General features: G+C 67.5%; 24 protein-coding genes. 14 read left to right on the forward strand and 10 right to left on the reverse strand.

Annotated elements, in window-relative coordinates; genetic code table 11:
* Positions 1 to 34: 34 nt before the first annotated feature.
* The gene (locus tag ACQPW1_RS40695; protein ID WP_433658351.1) at positions 35 to 886 is read left to right on the forward strand and encodes a helix-turn-helix transcriptional regulator; all 852 of its coding nucleotides are present in this window, start codon (positions 35 to 37) and stop codon (positions 884 to 886) included.
* A gap of 12 nt (positions 887 to 898) precedes the next feature.
* Here ACQPW1_RS40695 and sigC read toward each other — a convergent pair whose 3' ends face one another.
* On the reverse strand, positions 899 to 1465 hold the full coding sequence (gene sigC / locus ACQPW1_RS40700) for an RNA polymerase sigma factor SigC (RefSeq protein ID WP_433658352.1): 567 nt from the start codon (positions 1463 to 1465) through the stop codon (positions 899 to 901).
* Positions 1466 to 2008: 543 nt separating this feature from the next.
* On the opposite strand from sigC, the gene ACQPW1_RS40705 reads away from it, so the two are divergent.
* Together ACQPW1_RS40705 and ACQPW1_RS40710 are read left to right on the forward strand one after the other, a co-directional pair.
* Positions 2009 to 2752: a zf-HC2 domain-containing protein gene (locus ACQPW1_RS40705; RefSeq protein WP_433658354.1), complete on the forward strand. Its 744-nt coding sequence runs from the start codon at positions 2009 to 2011 to the stop codon at positions 2750 to 2752.
* 13 nt (positions 2753 to 2765) lie between these two features.
* Positions 2766 to 5039, forward strand: coding sequence for a heavy metal translocating P-type ATPase (locus tag ACQPW1_RS40710; protein ID WP_433658356.1), 2274 nt, complete (start codon positions 2766 to 2768; stop codon positions 5037 to 5039).
* A gap of 126 nt (positions 5040 to 5165) precedes the next feature.
* Here ACQPW1_RS40710 and ACQPW1_RS40715 read toward each other — a convergent pair whose 3' ends face one another.
* Positions 5166 to 7139, reverse strand: a complete 1974-nt coding sequence (locus ACQPW1_RS40715) for a cytochrome c oxidase assembly protein (RefSeq protein ID WP_433658357.1) — start codon at positions 7137 to 7139, stop codon at positions 5166 to 5168.
* Positions 7140 to 7258: 119 nt separating this feature from the next.
* The gene (locus ACQPW1_RS40720) at positions 7259 to 8089 is read right to left on the reverse strand and encodes a mycofactocin-coupled SDR family oxidoreductase (RefSeq protein WP_433658359.1); all 831 of its coding nucleotides are present in this window, start codon (positions 8087 to 8089) and stop codon (positions 7259 to 7261) included.
* A gap of 230 nt (positions 8090 to 8319) precedes the next feature.
* Between ACQPW1_RS40720 and ACQPW1_RS40725 the strand changes: the two genes are divergently transcribed.
* Positions 8320 to 8553 (forward strand): hypothetical protein, encoded by a 234-nt coding sequence (locus tag ACQPW1_RS40725; protein ID WP_433658361.1) that lies wholly within the window; start codon positions 8320 to 8322, stop codon positions 8551 to 8553.
* 6 nt (positions 8554 to 8559) lie between these two features.
* Here ACQPW1_RS40725 and ACQPW1_RS40730 read toward each other — a convergent pair whose 3' ends face one another.
* On the reverse strand, positions 8560 to 9855 hold the full coding sequence (locus tag ACQPW1_RS40730) for a cytochrome P450 (protein WP_433658363.1): 1296 nt from the start codon (positions 9853 to 9855) through the stop codon (positions 8560 to 8562).
* Positions 9856 to 10198: 343 nt separating this feature from the next.
* Between ACQPW1_RS40730 and ctaD the strand changes: the two genes are divergently transcribed.
* Entirely contained in the window at positions 10199 to 11926 is a 1728-nt protein-coding gene (gene ctaD / locus ACQPW1_RS40735) for an aa3-type cytochrome oxidase subunit I (protein ID WP_433665469.1), read from the forward strand.
* A gap of 61 nt (positions 11927 to 11987) precedes the next feature.
* Positions 11988 to 12635, forward strand: a complete 648-nt coding sequence (locus ACQPW1_RS40740) for a class I SAM-dependent methyltransferase (RefSeq protein WP_433658365.1) — start codon at positions 11988 to 11990, stop codon at positions 12633 to 12635.
* Positions 12636 to 12670: 35 nt separating this feature from the next.
* Here the strand turns inward: ACQPW1_RS40740 and ACQPW1_RS40745 are convergent, their stop codons facing one another.
* Both ACQPW1_RS40745 and ACQPW1_RS40750 read right to left on the reverse strand, forming a co-directional pair.
* Positions 12671 to 13195: an AAA family ATPase gene (locus ACQPW1_RS40745; RefSeq protein ID WP_433658367.1), complete on the reverse strand. Its 525-nt coding sequence runs from the start codon at positions 13193 to 13195 to the stop codon at positions 12671 to 12673.
* Between the two features lie 41 nt (positions 13196 to 13236).
* Positions 13237 to 13704 carry a hypothetical protein gene (locus tag ACQPW1_RS40750; RefSeq protein WP_433658369.1) on the reverse strand — a complete coding sequence of 156 codons (468 nt, stop codon included), beginning with the start codon at positions 13702 to 13704 and terminating at the stop codon, positions 13237 to 13239.
* 150 nt (positions 13705 to 13854) lie between these two features.
* Between ACQPW1_RS40750 and ACQPW1_RS40755 the strand changes: the two genes are divergently transcribed.
* Positions 13855 to 14040 (forward strand): lipocalin-like domain-containing protein, encoded by a 186-nt coding sequence (locus ACQPW1_RS40755; RefSeq protein ID WP_433658371.1) that lies wholly within the window; start codon positions 13855 to 13857, stop codon positions 14038 to 14040.
* Positions 14037 to 14435, forward strand: a complete 399-nt coding sequence (locus ACQPW1_RS40760; protein ID WP_433658373.1) for a hypothetical protein — start codon at positions 14037 to 14039, stop codon at positions 14433 to 14435. The genes ACQPW1_RS40755 and ACQPW1_RS40760 overlap by 4 nt, the downstream gene beginning before the upstream one ends.
* Here ACQPW1_RS40760 and ACQPW1_RS40765 read toward each other — a convergent pair whose 3' ends face one another.
* Positions 14436 to 15254, reverse strand: coding sequence for an amidohydrolase family protein (locus ACQPW1_RS40765; protein WP_433658375.1), 819 nt, complete (start codon positions 15252 to 15254; stop codon positions 14436 to 14438). It abuts the gene before it with no gap.
* A gap of 435 nt (positions 15255 to 15689) precedes the next feature.
* Between ACQPW1_RS40765 and ACQPW1_RS40770 the strand changes: the two genes are divergently transcribed.
* Positions 15690 to 17210 carry a sensor histidine kinase gene (locus ACQPW1_RS40770; protein WP_433658377.1) on the forward strand — a complete coding sequence of 507 codons (1521 nt, stop codon included), beginning with the start codon at positions 15690 to 15692 and terminating at the stop codon, positions 17208 to 17210.
* A gap of 34 nt (positions 17211 to 17244) precedes the next feature.
* On the opposite strand, the gene ACQPW1_RS40775 is transcribed toward ACQPW1_RS40770, so the two are convergent.
* From ACQPW1_RS40775 to ACQPW1_RS40785, 3 genes are all read right to left on the reverse strand, one after another.
* Positions 17245 to 17631 carry a hypothetical protein gene (locus ACQPW1_RS40775; RefSeq protein WP_433658379.1) on the reverse strand — a complete coding sequence of 129 codons (387 nt, stop codon included), beginning with the start codon at positions 17629 to 17631 and terminating at the stop codon, positions 17245 to 17247.
* A gap of 322 nt (positions 17632 to 17953) precedes the next feature.
* Positions 17954 to 19279: a cryptochrome/photolyase family protein gene (locus ACQPW1_RS40780; protein WP_433658381.1), complete on the reverse strand. Its 1326-nt coding sequence runs from the start codon at positions 19277 to 19279 to the stop codon at positions 17954 to 17956.
* A 122-nt stretch (positions 19280 to 19401) separates the two neighbouring features.
* Positions 19402 to 19968 carry a lipocalin family protein gene (locus ACQPW1_RS40785; RefSeq protein ID WP_433665470.1) on the reverse strand — a complete coding sequence of 189 codons (567 nt, stop codon included), beginning with the start codon at positions 19966 to 19968 and terminating at the stop codon, positions 19402 to 19404.
* Positions 19969 to 20100: 132 nt separating this feature from the next.
* Between ACQPW1_RS40785 and ACQPW1_RS40790 the strand changes: the two genes are divergently transcribed.
* The 5 genes from ACQPW1_RS40790 to ACQPW1_RS40810 all read left to right on the forward strand — a co-directional run bounded on the left by ACQPW1_RS40790 (position 20101) and on the right by ACQPW1_RS40810 (position 25075).
* Positions 20101 to 20463, forward strand: a complete 363-nt coding sequence (locus tag ACQPW1_RS40790; protein WP_433658383.1) for a hypothetical protein — start codon at positions 20101 to 20103, stop codon at positions 20461 to 20463.
* Positions 20464 to 20553: 90 nt separating this feature from the next.
* The gene (locus tag ACQPW1_RS40795) at positions 20554 to 21399 is read left to right on the forward strand and encodes a MerR family transcriptional regulator (RefSeq protein ID WP_433658385.1); all 846 of its coding nucleotides are present in this window, start codon (positions 20554 to 20556) and stop codon (positions 21397 to 21399) included.
* A gap of 295 nt (positions 21400 to 21694) precedes the next feature.
* Positions 21695 to 23017 (forward strand): NAD(P)/FAD-dependent oxidoreductase, encoded by a 1323-nt coding sequence (locus tag ACQPW1_RS40800; protein WP_433658387.1) that lies wholly within the window; start codon positions 21695 to 21697, stop codon positions 23015 to 23017.
* Entirely contained in the window at positions 23014 to 23742 is a 729-nt protein-coding gene (locus ACQPW1_RS40805) for a DUF1365 domain-containing protein (protein ID WP_433658389.1), read from the forward strand. Before ACQPW1_RS40800 ends, ACQPW1_RS40805 begins: the two co-directional genes overlap by 4 nt.
* Positions 23743 to 23818: 76 nt before the next feature.
* Positions 23819 to 25075, forward strand: coding sequence for a class I SAM-dependent methyltransferase (locus ACQPW1_RS40810; RefSeq protein ID WP_433658391.1), 1257 nt, complete (start codon positions 23819 to 23821; stop codon positions 25073 to 25075).

Genomic DNA, 25075 nt, shown 5'->3' on the forward strand with positions numbered 1-25075 from the left:
GCTCGGTGCTGCGGCTTCCGAGCACACTGAAGGTGTGGACAGACGAGAACTAGCGGACTTCCTGCGCAGCAGGCGCGAGCGGATCACCCCGGCCGACGTGGGTCTGCCCGCCGGGTCCCGACGCCGCACCCCGGGCCTGCGGCGCGAGGAGGCGGCGCAGCTGGCTTTCATCTCGACCGAGTACTACACCCGGTTGGAACAGGCCCGTGGGCCGCGCCCGTCCCGCGAAGTGCTGAGCGGTTTAGCCCGCGCACTGCGCCTGTCGGACGCCGAGCGCGACCACCTGCACCACCTCGCCGGTACACCGCCCGGCCCGCCGGCCGGGCCGTCGCGCGAGGTGCGGCAGAGCATCCTCGACCTGGTGCGTCGGCTGCCGCAGGCCGCGGCGATCGTGACGTCCGCGACGTATGAGGTGATCGCCTGGAACGATCTGGCGTGCGCGTTGATGGAGGACTTCTCCGCGCTGTCGCGACGCGACCGGAACTTGGTGCGGCGGGCCTTCCTCGGGCCACGCCCGAACGGGCGGCGGTTGTATGGCGTATCGGACGCAGATGCGTTCGCCCGCAGCTCGGCTCAGGATCTGCGCGCCACCGCGGCCCGCTACCCCGACGATCCCGAAGTGGCCGAGCTGGTGGCCGAACTCCGCGCAGGCAGCACGGAGTTCGCTGAGCTGTGGGCCTCGCACGACGTCCGTGCGGAACCCACCCTCTGCAAGACTTTCGAGCATCCGCTGGTCGGCCCGATCGCCGTCAACTGCGACGTCCTCGACATCACCGACCGAGCCCAGCGCGTCGTGATCTACACCGCCACCCCGGGTTCACCGTCGGAGCAAGCGCTACAGCTGCTGTCGGTCATCGGCACCCAGCGCATGGACGCCACGCCCTGAGCCCGTCCGGCGTCAGCCGTTGGCGCTGCGCCGCATGCCGAATCGCGTTGCAGCGACTAGATCTTCGCGGCCGCGGGCCACGCGGGAGCGGACCGTACCCACCGGGCAGCCGCAGACCGAGGCGGCTTCGGCGTAGGACAGTCCGAGCACCTGGGTGAGCACCAGCGCCTCACGCCGCTCCGGCGCGAGATCGTCCAGCAGCAGGTTGAGTTCGACGATCTCGGTCAGCCCGTCGCGCCGCGGCACCTGCCGGTCGGCCGCCGCGACCCAGTCGACGCCGTGCGCGATCTTCGGGCGGGCCACCGCCATCCGCACCTGATCGACCACGACCCGGCGAGCGATGGACAGCAGCCAGGTGCGTGCGCTGGCGCGGCCCTCGAAGCGCTTGATGCTGCCGAGCGCGCGCAGGTAGGTCTCCTGGGTCAAGTCGTCTGCCCGGCCGACCTCGGTCAGATGGGCGAGCAACCGCCACACATCCTTCTGGGTCGCCCGGATGAAACCCTCCAGTGCCCGCCGGTCGCCACGCGCCGCCGCCAGTGCCAGGCGGGTGGTCTCGTCATCCTCGGCGGGCGTCGGCATGGTGCCGACAATAACCGGCGACCGCAGCGTCAGCGGACCGGCCCCGGGCGAGGTAACGCAGCTCACCACGCCGATCTCAGTGAGCGAGCGTCAGCGAGCGAACCAAAGACACAGTGCGCCCGCGCGCACGACGGAGCCGAGCGCTAGCGAGGTGGAGTCGTGAGCGAGCGTCAGCGAGCGAACCAGAGACACAGTGCGCCCGCGCGCACGACGGAGCCGAGCGCTAGCGAGGTGGAGTCGTGAGCGAGCGTCAGCGAGCGAACCAGAGACACAGTGCGCCCGCGCGCACGACGGAGCCGAGCGCTAGCGAGGTGGAGTCGTGAGCGAGCGTCAGCGAGCGAACCAGAGACACAGTGCGCCCGCGCGCACGACGGAGCCGAGCGCTAGCGAGGTGGAGTCGTGAGCGAGCGTCAGCGAGCGAACCAAAGACACAGTGCGCCCGCGCGCACGACGGAGCCGAGCGCTAGCGAGGTGGAGTCGTGAGCGCGGCCACCAATAACAACCGCCGGGAACTTCGGTGTCCGGATAGACGACAATCTGGACGTGGAGTGCAAAGTGTGCCGGACGGCGCTGTCGGCCCGGATCGACGGCGAGCGGGAAACCGTTCCCGCGGCCCGGGTGGACGAGCACCTGGAGCAGTGCGCCGAGTGCTGCTCCTGGTACGTCGCCGCGGTGGAGACCTCGAAGTTGTTGCGCGGTGCGTCGTCGTACGCGCCGGACCTGACCGACGCGATCTTCGCCGCCGCCGAGTTGGAGCGGCCGCAGCCGTCGCCGCTGGCGAGGCTGCGCGCCGCGGTACCCACCTCACGCACCGCGTTGGCCCGTGTCCTGCTCGGTGTGCTCGGCGTTCTGCAATGCGTGTTGGCCCTGGCCCAACTGGCCGGGCTCGACTTCGGCATGAGCCACCACCACGCCGCCGAGATGACTCGCCACCTGCTCAACGAGAGCACCGCGTGGAGCCTGGCCATCGGCGTCGGGTTCATCTACTGCGCACTGCGGCCACACGCCGCCGCCGGTGTGCTGCCGGTGCTCGGCGCGCTGGTTGCCGCGTTGAGCGCGTTCGTCGTGTCCGACCTGTACTCCGGCGTGGTCCCGATCTCCCGGGTGCTCTCGCACGGACTGCTCGTCGTCGCCCTGGTGCTGGTCGTGGTCGTGCACCGGACACGACGCCCGGAAACCTCACCGCCGACCAGCGACCGCGTCCCGACCGATCTGGTGCTACCGCCGGGTGCCCAGCTCGGCAGGCGGACCCGCCACCTTCGCTCGACCCAAGATCCCGCCGCGTAATGAACGGAACTTCATGACCATCGAGCTCGACCCGATCACTCGAACCGACTCGACTACCGAACCGAATCGCATCTCCCTCGCCGTCACCGGAATGAGCTGTGCGGCCTGCTCCACCCGGGTGGAACGCAAGCTCAACAAGATCGACGGGATCACCGCGTCGGTGAACTACGCCACCGGGATCGCGACGATCGACGCGGTCGGCGAGATCACCGCGGAGCAGTTGTGCGCCGAGGTCGACGCCACCGGGTTCGGTGCGTCGCCGATCACCGACCGCACCGAGCCGATCAGCTCGGCCCCGGAGGACGCGCAGGTCAACGATCTGCTGCGCAGGCTGGTCGTCGCGCTGATGGCGTTCTTCCCGCTGGCCGACCTGTCGGTGATGTTCGCCACCATCCCCAGCACCCGGATCACCGGCTGGCAGTTGATCCTCACCGTGCTCGCGCTGCCCGTGGTGGTCTGGTCGGCGGCGCCGTTCCACCGCAAGGCTTTTGCCAACGCCAAGGTCGGCGCGGCCAGCATGGACACGCTGGTCTCGGTCGGCGTGCTCACCGCGACGCTGTGGTCGCTGGACACAATGTTCTTGCACCCCAACCGTTCCGGGCCCGCGCCCGACGGGGTCTGGGCGGCGATCTGGGCCAGTGACGCGATCTACCTCGAGGTTGCCGCAGGCGTCACCGCATTCGTGTTGGCGGGGCGCTATTTCGAGGCGAAGGCCAAGCGTTCGGCGGGCAGTGCGTTGCGTGCGCTCGCCGCGCTCGGCGCCCGCGAGGTCACCGTGCTGACCCGCGACGGCCGCGAAATGCGGGTGCCCATCGGTGAACTCGTGGAGGGGCAGCGCTTCGTGGTGCGGCCCGGCGAGACCATCGCCACGGACGGCCTTGTGGTGTCCGGCGAGTCGAGCGTCGACGCCAGCGCGATGACCGGTGAATCGATCCCGGTCGATGTCGATACGGGCATGGCGGTGATCGGCGGCACCACCGCGCTCACCGGGCGGCTGATCGTGGAAGCCGCTGCGGTAGGGGCGGATACGAAGCTGTCCGGGATGATCCGCCTGGTCGAGCAGGCGCAGACCGGCAAGGCGCGCATGCAGCGGATCGCCGACCGGGTGGCATCGGTGTTCGTGCCGTTCGTCTTCCTGGTGACGGCCGTGACGTTCGTGGTCTGGCTGGCTACCGGCTCGGGTGCGGATCGCGCGGCGGCGGCCGCCCTGGCGGTGCTCGTCGTGGCGTGCCCGTGCGCGCTGGGTCTGGCCATTCCCACCGCGTTGATGGTGGCCTCGGGACGCGGTGCGCAACTGGGCATTTTCATCAAAGGCCATCAGGCGTTGGAGGCCACCCGCGACGTGGACACCGTGGTGCTGGACAAGACCGGCACCGTCACCAACGGGGCGATGAGTGTGGTCGCGGTGATCGAGCATGAGCCGTTCAGCGCGGCGGAGGTGCTGCGCCTGGCCGGTGCGGTGGAGGCGGCATCGGAACACGCGGTGGCCGCGGCGATCACCCGCCACGCGCGCGAGACGGTCGACGAACTGCCCTCGGTCGAATCCTTCGAAGCCCTACCGGGATTGGGCGCGCGCGGCCTGGTGGCCGGCCGCCGGGTGCTGGTCGGCCGGTCGCGGCTGTTCGACGATCAGGGCATCGGCATCCCGCAGGACTTGAATCGTGCTGTCCGGCAACAGGAACGGTCCGGACGCACCGTTGTGCTGGTTGCCGTCGACGGCGCGGTCGTCGCGGTGATCGCGGTGGCCGACACGGTCAAGGAGACCGCAGCCGCCGCGATTACCCGGCTGCACCGGCTCGGCCTGCGGGTCATGATGTTCACCGGCGACAACGCCTACGCGGCGCAGTCGGTGGCCGACGAGATCGGCATCGATGATGTTGTCGCCGAACTGCTTCCGGAGGGCAAGGTCGACCTGATCGCCCGCATGCAGGAGCAGGGACGACGCGTGGTGATGGTCGGCGACGGCATCAACGACGGGGCGGCGCTGGCCACCGCGGACCTCGGCATGGCCATCGGCGCGGGCACCGATGTCGCGATCGCGGCCGCCGACGTCATCCTGGTGCGCGAGGATCTCGGCGCGGTCGCCGATGCCATCGAGCTGGCGCATGCCACGCTGCGCACCATCAAGGGAAACCTGGTGTGGGCGTTCGGCTACAACGTGATCGCCATTCCGATCGCCGCGCTCGGCTTCCTGAATCCGCTGATCGCCGGTGCCGCCATGGCGTTCTCGTCGTTCTTCGTCGTCTCGAACAGCCTGCGGCTGCGGCGAGTTCGCTTCAACCGCTAACCGACCGAAGGCGCCCTTCACCCCCTCACACAGGCCGACGGCCACCTTCGGTCAACCAGGGGCAACCGACCGAAGGCGCCCTTCAGCGGGCAGGATGGGCTGAAGGGCGCATTCGGTCGGCAGGGGTCAGCGGCGGGATTGCGCCAGCTGCTCCAGCATGGCGTTGTACGCGGCGAGGTCGGAGTCGCCGTAGTCGTCGTGCTTGCGGTCGGTGCGCACCGCGGTGCGCCGGTCCTGCGCCACCCACTGGGTGAGCAGCGCGCCGACCACCAGCAGGATCGGGATTTCGCCGGAGACCCAGGCGATTCCGCCGCCGACGCGCTGATCGGCGAGCAGATCGATGTTCCACGGCAGCTGCAGGTTGGTGTAGAAGCGCGAGCCGATGACGGAGTTCATCGACATCACCGCGACACCGAAGAAGGCGTGAAAAGGCATGACCGCGAACAGGACTCCGAGCCTGCCGAGGTGCGGCAGCCGCCGCGGGCCGGGGTCGATGCCGATGATGCCCCAGTAGTACAGGTAGCCGACGATCAGGAAGTGCACGTTCATCAGCACGTGCCCCCAGTGGTATCGGATCAGGCTCTCGAACAGCGGCGTGAAATACAGCCCGTAGAGCGAGATCACGAACAACGACAGCGCCGTCGCGGGGTGCGCGATCACCGCGGTCGGCCGCGAATGCAGGAGGGCGAGCACCCATTCGCGCACACCGTGCACCTGGCCGCGCTTGGCCGCCGGAACGGCGCGCAGCAGCAGGGTCACCGGTGCGCCGAGCACCAACAGCACCGGCACGAACATGTTCAACGCCATGTGCGTGATCATGTGCATGCTGAACATCGCGAATCCGTAAGTGCCGATGCCGGACGAGGTCGCGATCAGCAGCGCGACGCAGCCGCCGATCCACGAGATGGTCCGCCACCGCGACCATTCGTCGCCGCGCCGCCACAGCCGCAGCACGCCGAGCACGTACAGCACGATCGCGGCCAGCGCGGCGGTGCCGAGCACAATGTCGAAGCGCCACAACGTCATCAGGCGCAGCAGGTTTGGCCGATCGAACAGGTCGAAACCGAGGAACACCTCCTGCGCGGTGAACGATCGGTCGGCGAAGGCCGGGGCGGGCTGTACCGCCATGGCCACCGTCGCGGCGAGCGCGACCGCGGAAAGCGCTCCGCTGCAGGCGATCAGGAAGGCGGTGCGGGCGCCGGGGTCACGGTGTTTCAGTACGGCGCGCATCGTCAGCACGAGGTCGGCGCCGACGGCGACCACTACCAGCGCCAGTCGTCCGTAGCCGGTGGTGAACACATCCGACCACGGCAGCAGGATCACCCAGAGCACCAGCCCGCTGAGGGTGGCCGCGGCCAGGCACAGCAACGCGATCGTCGCGCCACGGCGGACCGCGGTGGGTGCATGTGACCCGTTGCGGCGCAGGTGGTCCGCGACGCACCACAGCAGCCCGGGCAGCACCGACACCGCGAGCTGGAAGATGATCATCGCGCCGGTGCCGTAGTCGTGATTCGGCCCCTCCCCCGCATTGCCGACCATCGCGGGCGGCAGCACGGCGATGGCGGCCACCATCAGCAACACCGCTGCCCCGTTCCAGGACAACAGGATTCGAGCACCCAGCGTCACCACACCGGCCAGCACGGCGACCACGATCCACGCCTTCGGTTTCTCGCTGGCGTCGATCAGCGCCCCGAGTGCACCTATCCGGAAGAGCCCGGAGACCGTCAGCCCGCCCACATTCGCCGCGGTCACCGGGATCAGGGCCAGCGCCGACACCAGCCACACCAGACCGGCTCGCTCGGCGAGCCGCAGACCGGAGTAGCCGTCGACGTCGAGGCGGCCGCGACCGGTGACGGCGGTACAGCACACCGCGTAGACCAGCGCGCCGAGCGCGGTCGCGCCGGCGAGTGCGGCGGCAACGCGCAGCAGCACGTAGCCGAGGACGTCCGCGAAACCGGGATAGGCGGTACCGGCAGCCCGATAAGGCGCGTCGCCCGCTTCCACCACCGATCCGATCACCAGGGCAAGCAGAACCGCCGCCGCGACCAGCCAGACAAGGTGGACTGTCGAGCGTTTCACCTGCACGTTGCCGTCCACCATCCTCGAGAACGAAAGTTTGCACCTGAACCAGGTCTCGCTGACCGGTCGGATGCGGTGCCGGGAAAGTTCCGGCACCCGCTCGACTGCGATGCAGGTCACATTTCGTCGGAGGTCGGGGATCAGACGGTGTTGGCGCTGATCCCGCCGGAGATCGTCAAGGCCTCGCCGTTGAAGTGCCGTCCGCGCTCGGACACGAGCATCAACACCGCGTCGGCGACCTCGTCCGGCGCGATCAGGTCGGAGTTCGGCGGGCCGGAGGCGAACATCGCCATCACGTCCTCTTTCGTGGGATTCTCCTTGTCCGGCAGCATCATTCGATACATGGCCGGATTCTGGATCATGTCCGTGTCCACGCCGCCGGGCAGCACCGCGTTGACGGTGATCCCGTACTCCACCACCTCCAGCGACAGCGACTTGACCAGCCCGAGCACGCCCCACTTCGCCGCCGCATAGTGTCCCGCGTTGCGCACGCCCATCCTGGCCACGATGGAGGAGGTGGCCACGATGCGGCCCCATCGGCGTTCGATCATGTGCGGCACCACCGCGCGGAAGCTGTGGAAGACACCGTTGAGATTGATGTCGATCATGTCCTGCCACATCGCGTCGTCCATCTCGGCGATCATCGAGTTGGAAGCGATGCCCGCATTGGCGACCAGAATGTCGATGTGACCGAAGTCATCGATGGCGCGTTGGGCGACCGCGTTCATTTCCGTTCGACTGCGCACATCGGCTTTGAGCGGCACGCAGCGGCGTCCGGTTTCCTCGACCAGTTTGGCCGTTTCGGCCAGATCGGACTCCGAACTCATCGGATATGGCACGCTCGCGACCTGTTCGGCGATATCGCACACCACGATGTCCGCGCCCGCTGCCGCCAGCGCCACCGCGTGCGCACGCCCCTGACCTCGGGCTCCGCCGGTGATCACCGCTACCTTGTCGTCGAGATTGCCCATGTCGGCCCCTCACCAGATCGGTATTCGTTCGGCCGAACCCATGGTTTCACGGTGGAATGATGTGTAGTTGGCGTTTACGTTCGTATTGTCCAGAACTACACACGAAACGTTCCGGGTCGGCGCAGCGACGAAGTGAATGCGGTGTGCGTCGCGGCATCAGGCAGTACTCGCCGGCGGCACATCGCGCAGGCGCGCGGCCCAGCGCGCCCACAATGGTCCCAGGGGGCCAGATGACCGATTGTGAGTACTTCGCCGTGGATCTCGACCAGCTCGTCCGACCTTTAGACACCACACCGACCGACTACGACGCGACGGTGGCCCGCTCCATCGACAGCCCGCGGCTGCGCAGGCTGATGAACACCGCGGTCGGCCTCTCGCACGACTCGATCGACCTGCTCTCCACCATGAGCGACCGCCTGCGCGCCGTCGAGGGCATGCTCATCCGCGACCCGCTCGACTGCTGAGCGGGCTCATACCGTCCGCCTGACCGCGGGCAGCCCCGGCGCGGCCGGTATCCGTTGATAGCCACGGAGATTCACCAGCCCGCGGCGCTCGGGGGTGCCGGCGAGCCGCAACTCGGGGAAGCGCTCGTACAACGCGGACAGGGCGACGGCGCCCTCCATTCTGGCCAGGCTGGCGCCGAGGCAGGAGTGCACGCCGCTGCTGAAGGACAGGTGCTCGCGCGCGTTCGCCCTGGTGACATCGAAGGCGCCCGGGTCGGCGAACACGGCGGGGTCACGGTTGGCCGCACCGAGCAGCAGCGTGACCGACTCGCTGCGGGCGATCGGGTGGCCGACAATCTCCGTGTCGCACAACGCGGTTCGGGCGGTCAGCTGCACCGGACTGCCGAAGCGCAGGATCTCCTCGATCGCGCCGGGCCACCGGTCCGGCTCGGCCCGCAGCAGGTCGAGTTGGTCGGGGTGCTCGTGCAGCGCCACCATGCCGTTGCCGAGCAGGTTGACGGTGGTTTCGAAGCCCGCACCGGCGATCAGCGCGGCGGTCGCCTTGAGTTCGGGCATGGTCAGGATGCCGCTGACCGCCAGTTCGCTCAGGATGTTGTCGCCGGGGTCGACCCGCAGCCGCGCGACGTGTCCTTCGATGAACTCCTCGCTCGCCCGTAAGGCGGCAATGGCGCGACTGAACGCGCGCCATGAGATGCCGACGTCCAGCAGCGGCGCGCCCGCGTGCCCCAGTTCGAGCATGTAGTCCTGCTCTTCTTTTGGCACACCGAGGATTTCGCAGATGATCGCCACCGGGAGCCGCTTCGCGAAGTCCTCGATCAGGTCGGCGTTTCGGCGCGCCGCCAGCCCGGCCAGCAGTTCGTCGGTGACCTCGACGATGCGGTCGTGCAGCCGACCGATCGCGCGCGGCGTGAATTCCTGCGCGACGAGCTTGCGATATCGAGTGTGCTGCGGCGGGTCGACCATCAGCATCGATGGCGGCTCGATCGGGTTGGCCAGCTTCAGGTCGGTCGCCCGCACCAGGCGCAGCAGCGGTCGGGGCAGCTCCAGCGTGTCCGGCGTCGACACGCCGAAGTTTTTGTCGCGCAGTATCTTTCGGCAAACCTCATGATCGGCGGTGACCCAGGTGATCGAGGTGCGGACCAGTCGGCCTTGCTCGCGAATGCGGTCACCGAACGGGTAGGGGTCTTGTTCGGCACCGGAGCCCATCAGGATCTGGGGCAGGGGCTCGCCGTCGCGGGCACGCATTGTGAGGTACCTGCGCGGCAGGCCGTGCAGTACTGCCCAGCGAATCCAACTCTTCATTTCGGCCCCCGCCTGTGGTCTCGAGTGCCCTCACGGTACGCACCGATGCGGCGCGGCGCATCGTGCCACGGTCGCAGATATCCCTGATATCCAGGGCGTATCAGTTCGGCGGGGGCTCGGCACGGGCAATCGCGCACAGAAGCCCAGTTGGAGAACCCAATTCAAGCCGCTATGGCAAACCTTTGGCAAAGTCGATCTAGGGGTGGCGTGAGACTGCGGTCACATGGTTTGGTTGATGCAGGCCGGTCGCGCCGGCCTCCAGACGGCGGTTCGGAAGGTGGCGGCGGTCGTGAGTGTGACGCAGACCGAACAACTTCAGGCGGTTCGACCGTATCCGCGGCGGATGGGGCCGAAGGGTTCCTACATCTGGAAGATGATCACGACCACCGATCCGAAGGTGCTCGGGGTCATGTATCTCGTCACGGCGATGACCTTCTTCTTCATCGGCGGGCTGATGGCCCTACTGATGCGCGGTGAGCTCGCCAGGCCGGGGATGCAGTTCCTGTCGACGGAACAGTTCAATCAGCTGTTCACCATGCACGGCACGCTGATGCTGCTCTTCTACGCGACACCGATCGTGTTCGGTTTCGCAAATGCCGTGCTGCCCTTGCAGATCGGGGCGCCGGACGTCGCGTTCCCGCGGCTCAACGCGTTCAGTTACTGGCTGTACCTGTTCGGGGCCACCATCGCGACCGCGGGCTTCATCACGCCCGGCGGCGCCGCCGACTTCGGCTGGACCGGCTACACGCCACTGAGCACCTTCGAGCACGCCCCGGGCGCGGGTGCCGACCTGTGGATCATGGGTCTGATCCTGTCCGGTCTCGGCACCATCCTCGGCGGCGTCAACATGATCACCACGATCATCTGCCTGCGTGCCCCCGGCATGATCATGTTCCGGATGCCGATCTTCACCTGGAACATCCTGATCACCAGTATCCTTGTGCTGCTTGCCTTCCCGATCCTGACCGCGGCACTGTTCGCGTTGGCGATCGACCGGCATCTCGGCGCGCACATCTACGACACGGCCAACGGTGGTGTGCTGCTGTGGCAGCACCTGTTCTGGTTCTTCGGGCATCCCGAGGTGTACATCGTGGCGTTGCCGTTCTTCGGCATCGTCACCGAGATCTTCCCGGTGTTCAGTCGCAAGCCGCTGTTCGGGTACAGCGCGCTGGTGTACGCAACCATCTCGATCGGCGCGCTGTCGGTGGCGGTGTGGGCGCATCACATGTATGCGACGGGATCGGTTCTGCTGCCGTTCTTTTCGCTGATGACGTTCCTGATCGCGGTGCCGACCGGGGTGAAGTTCTTCAACTGGATCTTCACCATGTGGCGCGGGCAGTTGACGTTCGAGACGCCGATGCTGTTCTCACTCGGGTTCCTGACCACCTTCCTGTTCGGTGGGTTGTCCGGTGTCATCCTGGCCAGCCCGCCGCTGGACTTTCACGTCACCGACTCGTATTTCGTTGTGGCGCACTTCCATTACGTGTTGTTCGGGACGATCGTGTTCGCGACGTTCGCGGGTATCTACTTCTGGTTCCCGAAGATGACCGGGCGGATGATGGACGAACGCCTCGGTAAGTGGCACTTCTGGACCACGTTCGTGGGGTTCCACACGACGTTCCTGGTGCAGCACTGGGTGGGGGCCGAGGGGATGCCGCGGCGGTACGCCGACTACCTGCCCAGCGATGGTTTCACCACGTTGAACACCATCTCCACCATCGGTGCGTTCATCCTCGGTGGGTCGATGTTGCCGTTCATCTGGAACGTCTTCAAGAGTTATCGCTACGGGGAGGTGGTCACCGTGGACGATCCGTGGGGTTACGGGAATTCGCTCGAATGGGCGACGACCTGTCCGCCGCCGCGGCACAACTTCTACGAGTTGCCGCGGATCCGGTCCGAGCGTCCGGCGTTCGAGCTGCACTATCCGCACATGGTCGAGCGGATGCGGACCGAGGCGCACGCGGGGTGGGGATCCGACCATCGGGCCGCCATGCTCGTCGAGGACCGTGCGGTTGCGCAGGAGAAGACCTCGCTGGTGAAACGCACGGATACCGAGCCGACTACCGAGTAGTTGTTGCCGAAGTAGCAAAGAAGTTTGCCGCTATCTCCCTCGCGCGTGGATCGTGGTGTCCATGACCGAGACACACACCCACGAGACCGACGGCAGCACAGTCGAGTTCTGGGAGAACTTCTACCAGGAGCGGGAACGCGTCTGGTCGGGCTCGCCCAACTTCCTGTTGGTCCGCGAAATGGATTCGGCCCCAGCGGGTTCCGCTCTCGACCTGGGTTGCGCCGAGGGTGCCGACGCGATCTGGTTGGCCGAGCGCGGCTGGCGGGTCACCGCGGTCGACGTCTCCGAGACCGCACTCGGCCGCGCCCGAGCCCGCGCTGCCGAGCAAGGCATCACCGACATCGACTGGCAGCAACACGACCTCGCCAACTCCTTCCCCACCGGCCAATTCGACCTGGTAACCGCCCAATACCTGCACTCCCCCGTCGCCAAAGCCGACGAACGCGAACGGATCCTCCGCCGCGCCGCCGAAGCCGTCTCCCCCGGCGGCCAACTCCTGATCGTCGGCCACGCCGAATGGCCCTCCTGGGTAGAGACCCCACCCCACGACGTCCACTTCCCCACCACCACCGAGGTCCTGGCCGCCCTCGACCTCACCCCCGCCGAATGGACAGTAGAAGTAGACGCCCTAGCCGAACGCGACCAACCAGGCCCCGAAGGCCAACCCGGCACCCGCAAAGACAACATCCTCCGCATCCGCCGCCACTGAACCTTGCCCGGTCTCCACCCGACCCGGCCGCGCGATCACAACACCGCTAGCCGCATGATCCGCGCGGCCAGGTCCACGTAGGAAACCGGTTGCGTCGTATCGACTCGAACAATGGGCCCAAGCCCGAGGGGTGCGGCCTGCTCAGCCCACGTATCCCAGTCATCGGCAAGCCGCTGCCCATCGCCATACATCGCCGCCCGGCGCCTACTTGCATAGCGAGCCCTCGCCACCTCGACGGGAACATCGCACCAAACCTCGACAACCCGTTCGGCACAGGTCTTCTCGATCCCGGCACTGGCGAACACCAAGTCCCGTGGCCTGAACCACCACGAGTCGATGACAACAGTCCCCGAGATCGCCCGCGCCAACGCCCACACCGCATCCATCGCGACGCCGCCCAGCGCGGGAATCACGGCATCGTCGTCGACGCAGCCCATCAAGGCTTCCTTGACCGCGTCCTTCGACAAGAACTTGCCGTCCAACGCCGCCGCCAACGGTCGGCCCAACGTCGACTTGCCGGATCCCGGTAATCCGTTGACCAGCACCAAGAATTCAGCCACCGACCCATCATGTCCGGTGATGTGTGGGTGACTCGTGGATGTCAGTACAGGACGCTGTAGACGGCGGAGAGGATGAAGCCGTGGTTGCCGGTTTCGCAGTCGACGGTGCCCTGGTAGCCGATGCCGCAGGTGGTGCCGGCGAAGGTTACTTTGTGGCCTTCGGGGAGGATCTTGGCGCCGTTGGGGTGGGTGAAGGTGGGGCGGTCGGCGGTGACGAAATGGGCGGGTTCGATGATGGAGGAGCGGATTTGGTTGGTGCCTGCGGGGGCGTCGAGCGAGACGGCGTCGCAGCCGGCCGGGCCGCTGTTCCAGTGGAAGCCGCAGTTGCGGCCGTCGGGGGTGCGGAAATAGAGGCCGCCGCTGTGTTCGGCGTCGGTGGCGAGGTATTCGGTGTAGTCGACGGGGGTCCATTCGTCGAGGTCGCTGGGTTGGGCGGCGGCGGGGCCCGCGGTGATCGCCAGGGCGGCGGCGAGTACGGGTAGGGCGAGCAGGTGGGTGCGGTCGAACACGGTTGGCCTCCATCGTCGGCGTCCTGCGACCTTGCGGATCAGCGCGGTTGGCTCGGCGCTGGGTAAGTGGTGTTTCGCCGCGGTGTCCAGCGGTGTTAACCGAGAGTCGGAAGTTCGAATATCGGTTGCGGTGGGCAGCATGATGGACGCATGAGCGCGACGGACCTTGTGGGGACCTGGGAGTTGGTGGCATATCTCGACACCGATGAGCAGGGTGTGATCAGCGAAGGACCGCTTGGTGATTCACCGCGCGGGCTGCTTATCTACGGTGTAGACGGTCACATGTCGGTGAGCATGATGCGCACGCCGCAGCTGCCTGAGGAGGCCCCTCGATGACACGGATTCCACTCGCGGCGCTGCTGGCGGTGGCCGCCTTCGGGCTGACAGCGCAGCCGCTCGCCGTTGCCGAGCCCATAACGATTGTCGCGGAACAGGTTCGGCCCGAGGGCAGGTTCTCGGTGGAGGTTCGCACCAGTCTTTTGCCTACCGGCATCACATACAACGTCGAGGGTGCTGGGTGGACTCGCGACGCCACCGTGCACATCTATGTGGCGGGCTGGTCCCTTCTGCCGACAACGCGGAACTGGGGTCAGGCCGACACCGATGCGCACGGAGGTTTCCACTTCAGCCATTTCGAGCCGTTTGCACCTGGTGAAGCAGGTCAGCTCGAGTTGTCAGTGGTGGATCCCGATACCGGCCATCGAAGCAGGGCACCGATCAGGCATCCCTGATCACGCGTCGTCCAGGCGGAAGACGCGGCGGGCGTTGCCGGAGAGGAACAGCTCGCGAACTTCGTTGTCCAGCTCCAGATCATCGAGTCCGGCGAGGGCACGGTCCGGCATGATCATCGGAAAGTTGGTGCCGAACAGGACCTTTTCGCGGCCGTGGGCCTTCAGATACGCCACCAGTTCGGGTGGGTATCGGCGCACGGTGTAGGCCGAGGTATCGATGTGGACATTCGGGTATTTGGTTGCGACCGCGATCATTTCGGTGGTCCACGGGTATCCGATGTGGCCGCCGACGATGGTCAGTTCGGGGAAGTCGAGGGCGACGTCGTCGAGGTATGGGATCGGCCGCCCGGTCTCCGAGGTGCGCAGCGGGCCGGTGTGGCCGACCTGGGTGCAGAAGGGGATGCCCAGTTCGACGCACTCGGCGTAGAGCGGATAGTAGCGGCGGTCGTTCGGCGGCAGGCCCCACAACCACGGCACGATGCGCAGCGCCTTCATCCCCAATTCGGTTACCGCACGGCGCAATTCATGGACCGCGGCGATCGGCTTGCGCAGATCCACCGAGGCGACACCGACCAGCCTGCCATCCGATTCCGCGACGAACGAGGCGACCTCGTCATTGGAGATCAACACCCCCTCCGGCCCGTACCAGGCGCTGATCAACGCAAGGTCCACCCCGCCCGCGTCCATGGCCGCCACGGTGGCGGCGACCGGCGGCTGTTCGGTCGGCATCGGCGCACCCCACCGCCGCAGCGAATCGAACATGTCGTGCTCCACCATCCGTAGCGTCGGATGCTGCGCCCACGCATCGATGATCGTCATCGCCACTCCCCACGGATACCGGATCGGTCAATGCCGCCACGGTATCCAGCACGCCGTTACGGTTCTCCGAGATTCAGCGAATCCGCGCACGCGATCGAAGTCCTCGCTCGCCCACGACACCATGCGGAAGGGTTCAGGCCAGCCTCCTTTGCTATGCGAAGAACGTATGGGTGGCCGGGTGACTGAATGGGTACTAGTTCTTTACGCCGCATCGCTGCTGATCGGCATGAGCCAACCGGCCCGGGTGTCCGTAGCGCAACGGCGCGGTGCGGGCGCCCCTGGTCGCTCCCTCACAGCAGATACCCAGCTCGCTCGCAGCTCCGACTGCGGTAGCGGCGCAATCATGGGGCTCATGATCGGCACACCTCTCGCACGAATCGGGATCGGCGCGCTCGGCGTTGGTCCGCGGCCGCGCGAAGCACAGTCGAGCCGGACATGAACGCGCGCGCACGACTGTCCCGGCGCGTGGCGTCGGTTCCGCTGCGGATCTGGCTGGTGATCGCGTTGCTGCTGCTCACGGCGTCGGCGCTGATCGCGTCGGGAGCGGCGGTGACGTCGGCGTTGAGCCAGTCGTTGACCCAGCGCACCGACGAACAGCTCTACGACGCGACCCGGAGCTGGGCACAGCCGCGACCGATGAAGCAGGTGCGCACGAACGACGTTTCCGTGCAATGGGTTCCGGCCGATTCCCCCGGACCGCCGCAGCAGCTCCGATCGCTCGGCGACCAACCGCGCCGCTTCTTCGAGCTGCACAAGAGTGCGGGCGGTCAGGTGTTCTTCGAGATCCCCGGCGGCGGAAACGCCTCGGGCGTACCGGATCTCAGCGGACAGCCCGGTGACACCCCGACGACGGTCGGATCCGCCGACGACTCGTCGGTGCACTGGCGCGTGTTGACCACCTCGAACCAGTTCGGCTCGACCACCATCGGATTGCCGCTGACCGACAATCGAGAGACGGTCTCCCGCTTGATCTTCTTCGAGATCGCCACCGGCACAATCGCATTGGTCGCCCTGGGCGTGGTGGGCTACCTGGTGATCCAACGCAGCCTGCGACCGCTGCGTGAGGTGGAGGTCACCGCGGCGGCCATCGCGGGCGGCGACCTGCACCGGCGGGTCCCGGTGCGCGGCGTGGACACCGAGGTCGATCATCTGGCCCGCTCGTTGAACGAGATGCTCGCCCAGATCCAGTACGGCGTGGCGGCCACCGAGGCGTCGGAGGAGGCGGCCCGCCGTTCCGAGGCCAAGATGCGGCGGTTCGTCGCCGACGCCAGCCACGAGTTGCGCACGCCACTTACCACCATTCGCGGCTTCGCCGAGCTGTACCGGCAGGGCGCGAGCACCGACGCCACCATGGTGGTCGGGCGCATCGAGTCCGAGGCCGAGCGCATGGGGTTGCTCGTAGAGGATCTGCTGCTGCTGGCGCGGCTGGACGAAAAGCGCCCGCTGGAGCGCAAACCGGTGGATCTGCTTGCGTTGGCCGGGGATGCCGTACACAACGCCCAAGCCATGGCCGCCCGCCAGAAGCCGACACCGTCCTCACCCGAGCGACGCATCGGCGTGGTGGTGGACACCGGCGAGGGCACGATGGACGTGATCGGCGACGAACATCGACTGCGACAGGTGCTCACCAACCTGCTCGGCAACGCCCTCGCACACACCCCACCCGAGGCCGCGGTCATGGTGCGGCTCAAGCCCTTTCGTGACGAGGTCCGCGTCGACGTGATCGACTCCGGGCCCGGTTTGTCACCCGATGCCGCCGCCCGCGTCTTCGAGCGCTTCTATCGCACGGACAGCTCGCGGACCAGGGCGAGTGGCGGCAGCGGGCTCGGTCTGTCGATAGTGCACGCGCTGGTCGCGGCGCACGGCGGTCGGGTCACGGTGCACAGCGAGCCAGGTGAGGGTGCCGTTTTCACGGTCGTGCTGCCCCGCGGTCAGGCGGTCGACGCGTCAACCTGACCGACATCGGTTGGGTGCCAAGGAAAGTGCGGAGTCAGCGCGGTGCGGGCTCGAAGAGGTCGTCGAGCGGATTGGCCACCGGCTGAGCGTCCTCTTCGATGTACCACTCCCAGTGCATCACTCGGCCCAGGACCGGCGTCGGCAGTCGCAGCAGGACTTTGGCGATCGCGGCAAAGGAGCCGGAGCCCTCGATGATCGAACGATGCGCGGCGACAGCGGCTTTGCGCTGGGCCGCGTACCTGCTCACATCGATGCGATGAGTGACCTCGGAACCGGCGCTGTAGAGCGAGCCGATGACGGAAGGGCCGACGCGGACTCGCAGCAATTGGAGAAAACGCACTATGCGAGCGACGTTTTCGCGCGGCATGGTGGCGTCGAGTACCCGCGACACACCAGCCAGCTCGGCGGCTCGGGTACCCACTTCGTGGACTCGCACGTGATCGCGACCACGCGGGCGCCGCGCACGAATTAGCCTGCCGCGTACGGAATTGCCAGCTGGTTCGTGCGCGACGAACCGATATCTGCGCGGGACCGCCACGGCGGGGCGGTCAACCGCGCAGGATCAGCAGGAACAGCGCTTTCTGCAATGTGTCCAGTACGCGACCGATGGTGATCACGAAATCGACGGTGCCCATCATCACAGGCCCCTTTCCTCGAGGAAGGCAAAGCCTCGATGCATCGATTCAAGACCTGGCACCCCGGATTAGGAAGGGCATCGCTTCATCTGCGTCGAAATCGGTGCGCTACATCCCGACACATTCGATGATCGGCGCGGGATAGACGGCGGGATCGATGTTCTCGCGCCACGGCGTATGCACCGCGGCGCCGGAGATGTGCGCCAGTTCGGGCAGCCAGCGGCGCACGTATTCGCCCTCGGCGTCGTAGCGCTTCGCTTGGCGCAGCGGGTTGAGCACGCGGTTCGGCCTGGTATCGGTGCCGGTACCGGCCACCCACTGCCAGTTGAGTTGGTTGTTCGCCAGATCCGCGTCGACCAGCCAGCGCAGGAAGTGTTCGGCGCCGACGCGCCAGTCCACGCGCAGTGATTTGGCAAGGAAGCTTGCGGCAATCAGCCTGGCGCGCCCCGGCATCCAGCCTTCGGCACGCAACTGCCGCATGGCCGCGTCGATGACCGGATAGCCGGTGCGTCCGTCCTGCCAGGCCGCGACGGCTTGGGGATCATCGCGCCAGCTGAGCGATCGGGGCCGATAGTCCGACCAAGCGGCGTCCGGGCGGGCGGCGAGCAGCTGGTGATGGAAGTCGCGCCAGGCCAGTTGCCGGGCGAAGGCGTGGCCGCCGGGCGTCGCCATGTCGACCCGGTGCACCAGCTCCACCGGCGACACGCAACCGAAGTGCAGATACGGCGACAGGTGGGAGGTGGCGTCGGCGGCGAGGTCGTCGTTGCTTTCCTCGTACCCCGCGATCGGTCCGGACAGCCAGTCCCGCAGCAACTTTCGTCCAGTCGTTTCGCCACCGACCGAGAGCTGCGGTGAGGTCGGGCCCGTGCAGAGCTCCTCGGCTTCCGGCAGGGGGTCGCTGGCGACCGGCGGCATGGTGAGCTCGCGGGGCTTCCCGAACGGCTTGCGCTGATGTGTGTCGGCCCAGCGCCGGAAGTACGGGGTGAAGACCGCGAAATGGTCCCGCCCGGTGGAGGGTACGAGCGCTTCTGGATCGGCGGAGGTGATCGAGGCCGCATGGGTGTGCAGCAGGCAATCGCACTGCTCCAGCCGTTCCCGCAGCGCTTGTTCGCGCCTGCGGCTGTACCCGCTCACGTCGGCGGCGATGTGCACGCTGTCGGCATGCACCTCACTGACCACCTTCGCCACTTCCGCGACGACATCACCGCGCCGCACCACCAGCCGACCGCCGATGGCCCGTAGCTCGGCATCGAGCTCGCCCAGCGCGGCGGCCAGGAACCGCGCGCGATTCGGCGCGGCGAATCGACCGGCCGCGATGGCGTCGTCGACGACGAAAAGCGGTACCACCGCGGCACCTTCGCGGTGGGCCGCGGTGAGCACCGGGTTGTCGTGCACCCGCAGGTCACGGGTGAACAAGGCGATGGTGACGGTCATCTACTCCTCTTCGCGGATGAAGGGACAACTCTTCCGGCGGCCACGAGGGTGGCGCCACGATGGCCCGGCGGCTCAATGCTGGACACCGTCGACGCGACCCTCGCGGGCGCCGTAGAACTAGGTCAGAGTGTGCAGAGCGGAACGATGTCGGCCAGACCACCGGTGGTCGGCGAGGTCAGGTACAGGCACGGATCCTGGCCTGCCGCAACGATTCCCGCGCGCACCTGCTGCCACGCGTCCGCGTCCAGCATCGGTGCGCGGGCAAGGACGAAACCGGAGGTCCGGCCGGGATCGGTGACGACCGCCCACGAGTAGTCCGGGCCGAGCGCCGTCACGATGTAGTTGGTCGGTCCGTCGATCCGTTCTTGGGTGGGCACGCCAGGAAAGCTGACGTGCAGCTGCGCACCCGTCATCCGGTCGTTGACCGTTGCGGTGCCGGTGATTTCGTTGTTCATGTTCGACCAGGTGGTGCAGGTGTTGCGCACCGAGACGTTGCCCTGCGGGTCCAGCGCGTAGTTCGCCTGCGTATCGCGAGCACAGACGAGGTTGAAGTACTGCGGCACCGCCGCGAGCTGATTCCAGGTACCGAGGTACCGATTCAGATCGAGCGACGACACCGGCGCAGGTGCGGCAACGGGGGCCGCTTGCGCATTGCCCGCCGCCAACATCGCGCCGACCGATCCGGCCATGGCAACGAACAGGCGAACGGGATACCGCTTCGTTCGAGATGTCACGCGAACTCCTCGGAAATCGACGACACTGCCCATGTTAGCTCATAACGATGCATGATTGATTCAATGCCCCGAATCGAGGAGGAACCCGTGACCTTGCCCTGGCTGCCCCGGATCGCTGGCGCGTTGACGGCGGGGTACGGCGTCGCGGTCGCGGCGCGGCCCGCGGTCATGCTCGGACCGTGCGGCTGGTCCGATGACGATCCCGCCTTGCGTGCCGTCGCCAGGATGACCGCCCTTCGGGACGTCGCGTCGGGGCTGGCCATGCTGGCCGCACCGACGACGAACGCACTCCGGCTGGCGATTGCCGCGCGGGTCATGGCCGATCTGTCCGATGCCACGATCCTCGGGATCGCGTTGCGCGGCCGACCACAGCGCGGCAAGGCGATCGCGGTCGCGGCAGGTTGGGGCCTGCTGTGCGGCGCGACAGCGGCGACCACGGTGCGGAGCTGATCGCCGTGCCGCGGGCGCCGGACCCTCCGCGCGATGCGCGGCCGCCCGGGCATGGCGAACCGGGCGAACCGGAACAGGCAGAATAGGGAGATGTCCGCCGGTTCCGCTCCCGCTTCCGACGCGGCCGGATACACGGTCCGCGCGGTTGCCGAGCGCCTCGGCATCCCGACGGCGACGCTGCGGAGCTGGAACCGCCGCTACAACATCGGCCCGCCGCTGCATCGGCCCGGCAAGCATCGGCTCTATACCGAGGCCGACATCGCGCTGCTCGGGCAGATGTTGACGCTCATCCAGGACGGCGCGAGCCCGGCGGGTGCGGCGGCGGCAGTGCGCGGGCCCACGCCGCGGCTCGGCGACCGAATCCCGTTGCTCGCTGCGGCATTCGTGCTCGAGACGCGCGCGGTGTCCAGCTATCTGGAGGCCCACTTCCGCGCTTACGGCGTGGTGGACACCTGGGATCGGTTGTGCCGCCCCGCATTCGCCGACATCGTCGCGCGCCAGGGTGCGGGCGAGCGCTGTATCGACGTGGAGCACATGCTGTCGTGGTGCATCACCTCGGTGCTGCATCGCACCAATCCGCCGCCCGATGCGCCCGCGCCGAGGCCGGTGGTGCTGGCCTGCACCAGCGGTGAGACGCACGCACTTCCGCTCGAAGTGCTGCGTGCGGGACTCGCCGAGCGTGCGGTCAACGCGCACATGCTCGGCGCGGATGTCCCGACCGGCGCGCTGACCGACAGCCTCGCGCGGCACGATCAGCCCGTCCCGGTGATGCTGTGGTCACAGCAGGAATCGACCGCGTTGACCTCGGCGGTGCGCGCCTGCCTCGACGCGGGGTCGCGGGTGTTGGTCGGCGGGCCGGGCTGGGATTCGGTGATCCTGCCCGAGGCGGCGGAACGCGTCGCGAGTCTGGCCGACGCCATCGATTACCTGAGCTGACCCGCTCGGGTCGTACACGAGGTCCGTTCACGCGCCGGATCTGATTTCACTCCGCGAGCAATCCGCCGCCGACACCCAGGCGAAGTCCTTCCCGACCGCACCCTGTCGATGACCACGCGTCGGTTCCAGCGCTGCCCAGGAGATCCATCGGATGTTGCCCCAAATGCTAAACGATGCATAATCGAGGCAACGGAGTCGGCGGAACGGTTCGTCGGGACGGCATCGGCGACCTGCTCACCTAATCGAGGTGGCAACCGGTCGGCCACCAGCCTTCGCGGGCGACGAGGAGGAACATATGGGCCAGCACACCGAGCCGAGGACGGACGGCGTCCGCCGGATCGCCGTCATCGGCAGCGGAGTAGCCGGATTGACCGCGGCGTGGGTGTTGTCGCGGTCCGCCGAGGTGACCCTCTACGAAGCCGACCACCGACTCGGCGGTCACGCGGACACCCATGAGGTCACCGCTCGCAACGGTGCGGCGGTGGGCGTGGACACCGGGTTCATCGTGCACAACGACCGCACCTACCCGACGCTGCTGCGACTGTTCGGCGAGCTGGGCATCGCGACCCAGGAATCGGATATGAGCATGTCGGTGCGCTGCGATGGCTGCGGCCTCGAATACGCGGGCGCGCGCGGTGTCGATGGACTGTTCGCCACCCCGCGATCCCTGGTCCGTGGACGTTATCTGCGCCTGCTCGCCGAGGTGCCGCGGTTCCATCGACTGGCCCGCACCGAACTTGCCCACGAGGCCGAAACAGGCCGCACCCTGGCGGAATTCGTCTTCGCGAACGGCTTCTCCGACTACTTCGTCACGCACTTCCTGACACCGCTCGTCGCGGCGGTGTGGTCGTGCGATCCGGCCACCGCGCTGCAATACCCGGCCCGGTACCTGTTCACCTTCCTCGACCATCACGGCATGCTGACGGTGTTCGGGTCCCCCACCTGGCGCACCGTTACCGGCGGCTCGGCCACCTATGTCCGCGCCGTCGCCGAACAACTCGACACCGTGCTGGTCGACACTCCGGTGCGAGCCGTGCACCGCCTCGCCGACGGCATCGCGGTACGCGACAACGCGGACGAGATCAGAGTGTTCGACGCCGCCGTCATCGCGACCCATCCGGATCAGGCGCTGCGTATGCTCGCCGAACCGACCGGCGCGGAGACGGAAATCCTTTCCGCCATGCCATATTCGGTGAATCACACGGTGCTGCACACCGACGTGTCGGTGCTGCCACGGGCTGCGCGAGCACGGGCATCCTGGAATTACAGGCTGCCGTCCTGCACGGCACAGACGGATCGGGTGCTGGTCAGCTACGACCTGACCCGGCTGCAGCGGCTCGACGACGAGCCGCGTTTCCTGGTCACCCTCGGCGACGGGGACCGGGTCGATCCGAATCTGATCATCGACCGGATGGTCTATCAACATCCGCGCTACACCCCGAGTTCGGTGGCGGCGCAGCGCAGGTTCGGCGAGATCGGTTGTGCACGAGTGGCTTTCGCGGGCGCCTATCACGGCTGGGGTTTCCACGAAGACGGTGCGTTGTCGGGGTTGCGTGCCGCCGAGCGGCTCGGCGCCAGCTGGACTGCCAAACCTGTTGCAGCAGTGCGTACCTCGTGAACACGTCAGCGCAGATCGTCCGCACCCGGATCCACCACGTGCGCCTCGCCCCGCTGCATCACGAGTTCAGCCACCGCAGCTACAGCTGGCTGGTCGATCTCGACGACATGCCGAGGCTGCCGCGGTGGCTGCGCCCGTTCGCCGGATTCCGCGCCGCCGACCATCTCGGCGACCCGAACCGCACCCTACGCGAGAACGTCGACGGCTACCTCGCCGAGCACGGCATCGACCTGCGCGGCGGTCGTGTCCTGATGCTCACCAACGCGCGGGTCCTCGGTTATGTGTTCAACCCGCTGACCCTGTTCTGGTGCCGCGACGACACCGGCGACCTGGTCTGCGTCATCGCGGAGGTGCACAACACCTACGGCGAACGGCACTGCTACCTGGTGCGCACCGACGACCACGGCGTCGCGACCACCGAGAAGCGCTTCTATGTCTCCCCGTTCAACGAGGTACGCGGCGACTACCGGATGCGGCTGCCCGAACCCACCGATCGCCTGCGGGTATCCATCACCCTCACCGAGCACCAGCCGATTTTCGCCGCCTCGATGACCGGACGTTGCCATTCGGCCACCGTCCGTACCATCCTGCGCGCGACAGTGGCGGTACCCCTTGCCCCACTTGTGGTCTCGGCGCTCATTCGCAGGCACGGCGTGCATCTCTGGGCGCGCGGCCTGCCTCTCGTCCCCCGACCGGCCAAGCATTTCGAGGAGTATTCGTGGTGAGTGAGCGTCAGCGAGCGAACCGAAAACACAGCGTGCTGGTGCGCGCGACGGAGCCGAGCGCTAGCGAGGCGGAGTCGTGAGTACAGAATCGCACGTCACAGCACGACCCTCGGCGTACTGGCCCGATGTCGAGCGGGTGCCCACCGGCACCAGGGCCGCGATCGCCGCGGCGGTGGCGGACCGGCTGTTCCGGCGCGCCGTGCGCACGTTGCCGATCCGGGTCGAGTACCCGGACGGGACGGTCCTCGGCGCCGGCGCGGCGGACGCGCCGCGGCTGATCCTGCATCGACCGGATGATTTCACCGCCCGGCTCGGGGCCGGCGGGCTGATCGGCTTCGGCGAGTCCTACATGGCGGGCGACTGGTCGGCACCCGATCCGGCCGCGACGCTCACGGTGTTCGCCGCGCACATCGACACGCTCGTCCCGGCACCGCTACGGGCGCTACGCCGCCTTTACGTGTCGAAACACCCCGTCGCCGAACGCAACAGCGAATCGAACAGCCGGAGCAATATCGCCAGGCATTACGACCTGTCGAACAATCTCTTCGAGTTGTTCCTGGACGAGACGCTGACCTATTCCAGCGCGTTGTTCCCGGCCACCGCGCCACCGCCGCGCTGGGCCGACCTCGCCGCCGCCCAGCAGGCCAAGATCGATCGGATACTCGACCGCGCGGGTGTCGGGCCGGGCACCCGGCTGCTCGAAATCGGCACCGGCTGGGGCGAATTGGCGCTGCGCGCGGCCGCCCGTGGCGCGACGGTGCGTTCGGTGACGCTGTCCACGGAACAGCGCGCACTGGCGCTGGATCGCATCGCCGCCGCCGGGCTCTCGGATCGCGTCACCATCGATCTGCTCGACTATCGCCGGGTGACAGGCGAATTCGACGCGGTGGTCTCGGTGGAGATGATCGAGGCGGTCGGCTACGAATACCTGGAGACGTTCTTCGAGACCATCGATCAGGTGCTGGCGCCGGGCGGCCGGGCGGTGATCCAGGCGATCACCATGCCGCACCACCGCATGCTCGCCACCCGTTCCACCTACACCTGGGTGCAGAAGTACATCTTCCCGGGCGGCTTCCTGCCGTCCACCCGGCTGCTCGCCGACGTGGCCGGTCGCCGTACCGAACTCGTTGTCCGCGAACAACTGTCGATGGGCGAGCACTACGCGCACACGCTGCGGCTCTGGCAGCAGCGGTTCAATGCCCGCGCGGACCGCGTCGCGGAACTGGGCTTCGATCCGATCTTCCGGCGGATGTGGCGGTTGTATCTGGCGCACGCCGAAGCCGGGTTCCGGTGCGGCTATCTCGATGTGCACCAGATACTGCTCACCCGCTGA

Origin of the sequence: Nocardia sp. CA-128927 (genome assembly GCF_050955855.1) — a bacterium.
Lineage (GTDB): Bacteria > Actinomycetota > Actinomycetes > Mycobacteriales > Mycobacteriaceae > Nocardia.

What these genes read in the sequence shown, in the direction of transcription:
- sigC (WP_433658352.1), bottom strand. Translation starts at nt 1,465, where the DNA reads ATGCCGACGCCCGCCGAGGATGACGAGACCACCCGCCTGGCACTGGCG.
- ACQPW1_RS40710 (WP_433658356.1), top strand. Translation starts at nt 2,766, where the DNA reads ATGACCATCGAGCTCGACCCGATCACTCGAACCGACTCGACTACCGAA.
- ACQPW1_RS40715 (WP_433658357.1), bottom strand. Translation starts at nt 7,139, where the DNA reads ATGGTGGACGGCAACGTGCAGGTGAAACGCTCGACAGTCCACCTTGTC.
- ACQPW1_RS40720 (WP_433658359.1), bottom strand. Translation starts at nt 8,089, where the DNA reads ATGGGCAATCTCGACGACAAGGTAGCGGTGATCACCGGCGGAGCCCGA.
- ACQPW1_RS40725 (WP_433658361.1), top strand. Translation starts at nt 8,320, where the DNA reads ATGACCGATTGTGAGTACTTCGCCGTGGATCTCGACCAGCTCGTCCGA.
- ACQPW1_RS40730 (WP_433658363.1), bottom strand. Translation starts at nt 9,855, where the DNA reads ATGAAGAGTTGGATTCGCTGGGCAGTACTGCACGGCCTGCCGCGCAGG.
- ctaD (WP_433665469.1), top strand. Translation starts at nt 10,199, where the DNA reads ATGGGGCCGAAGGGTTCCTACATCTGGAAGATGATCACGACCACCGAT.
- ACQPW1_RS40740 (WP_433658365.1), top strand. Translation starts at nt 11,988, where the DNA reads ATGACCGAGACACACACCCACGAGACCGACGGCAGCACAGTCGAGTTC.
- ACQPW1_RS40755 (WP_433658371.1), top strand. Translation starts at nt 13,855, where the DNA reads ATGAGCGCGACGGACCTTGTGGGGACCTGGGAGTTGGTGGCATATCTC.
- ACQPW1_RS40760 (WP_433658373.1), top strand. Translation starts at nt 14,037, where the DNA reads ATGACACGGATTCCACTCGCGGCGCTGCTGGCGGTGGCCGCCTTCGGG.
- ACQPW1_RS40765 (WP_433658375.1), bottom strand. Translation starts at nt 15,254, where the DNA reads ATGACGATCATCGATGCGTGGGCGCAGCATCCGACGCTACGGATGGTG.
- ACQPW1_RS40770 (WP_433658377.1), top strand. Translation starts at nt 15,690, where the DNA reads ATGAACGCGCGCGCACGACTGTCCCGGCGCGTGGCGTCGGTTCCGCTG.
- ACQPW1_RS40780 (WP_433658381.1), bottom strand. Translation starts at nt 19,279, where the DNA reads ATGACCGTCACCATCGCCTTGTTCACCCGTGACCTGCGGGTGCACGAC.
- ACQPW1_RS40785 (WP_433665470.1), bottom strand. Translation starts at nt 19,968, where the DNA reads ATGGCCGGATCGGTCGGCGCGATGTTGGCGGCGGGCAATGCGCAAGCG.
- ACQPW1_RS40795 (WP_433658385.1), top strand. Translation starts at nt 20,554, where the DNA reads ATGTCCGCCGGTTCCGCTCCCGCTTCCGACGCGGCCGGATACACGGTC.
- ACQPW1_RS40800 (WP_433658387.1), top strand. Translation starts at nt 21,695, where the DNA reads ATGGGCCAGCACACCGAGCCGAGGACGGACGGCGTCCGCCGGATCGCC.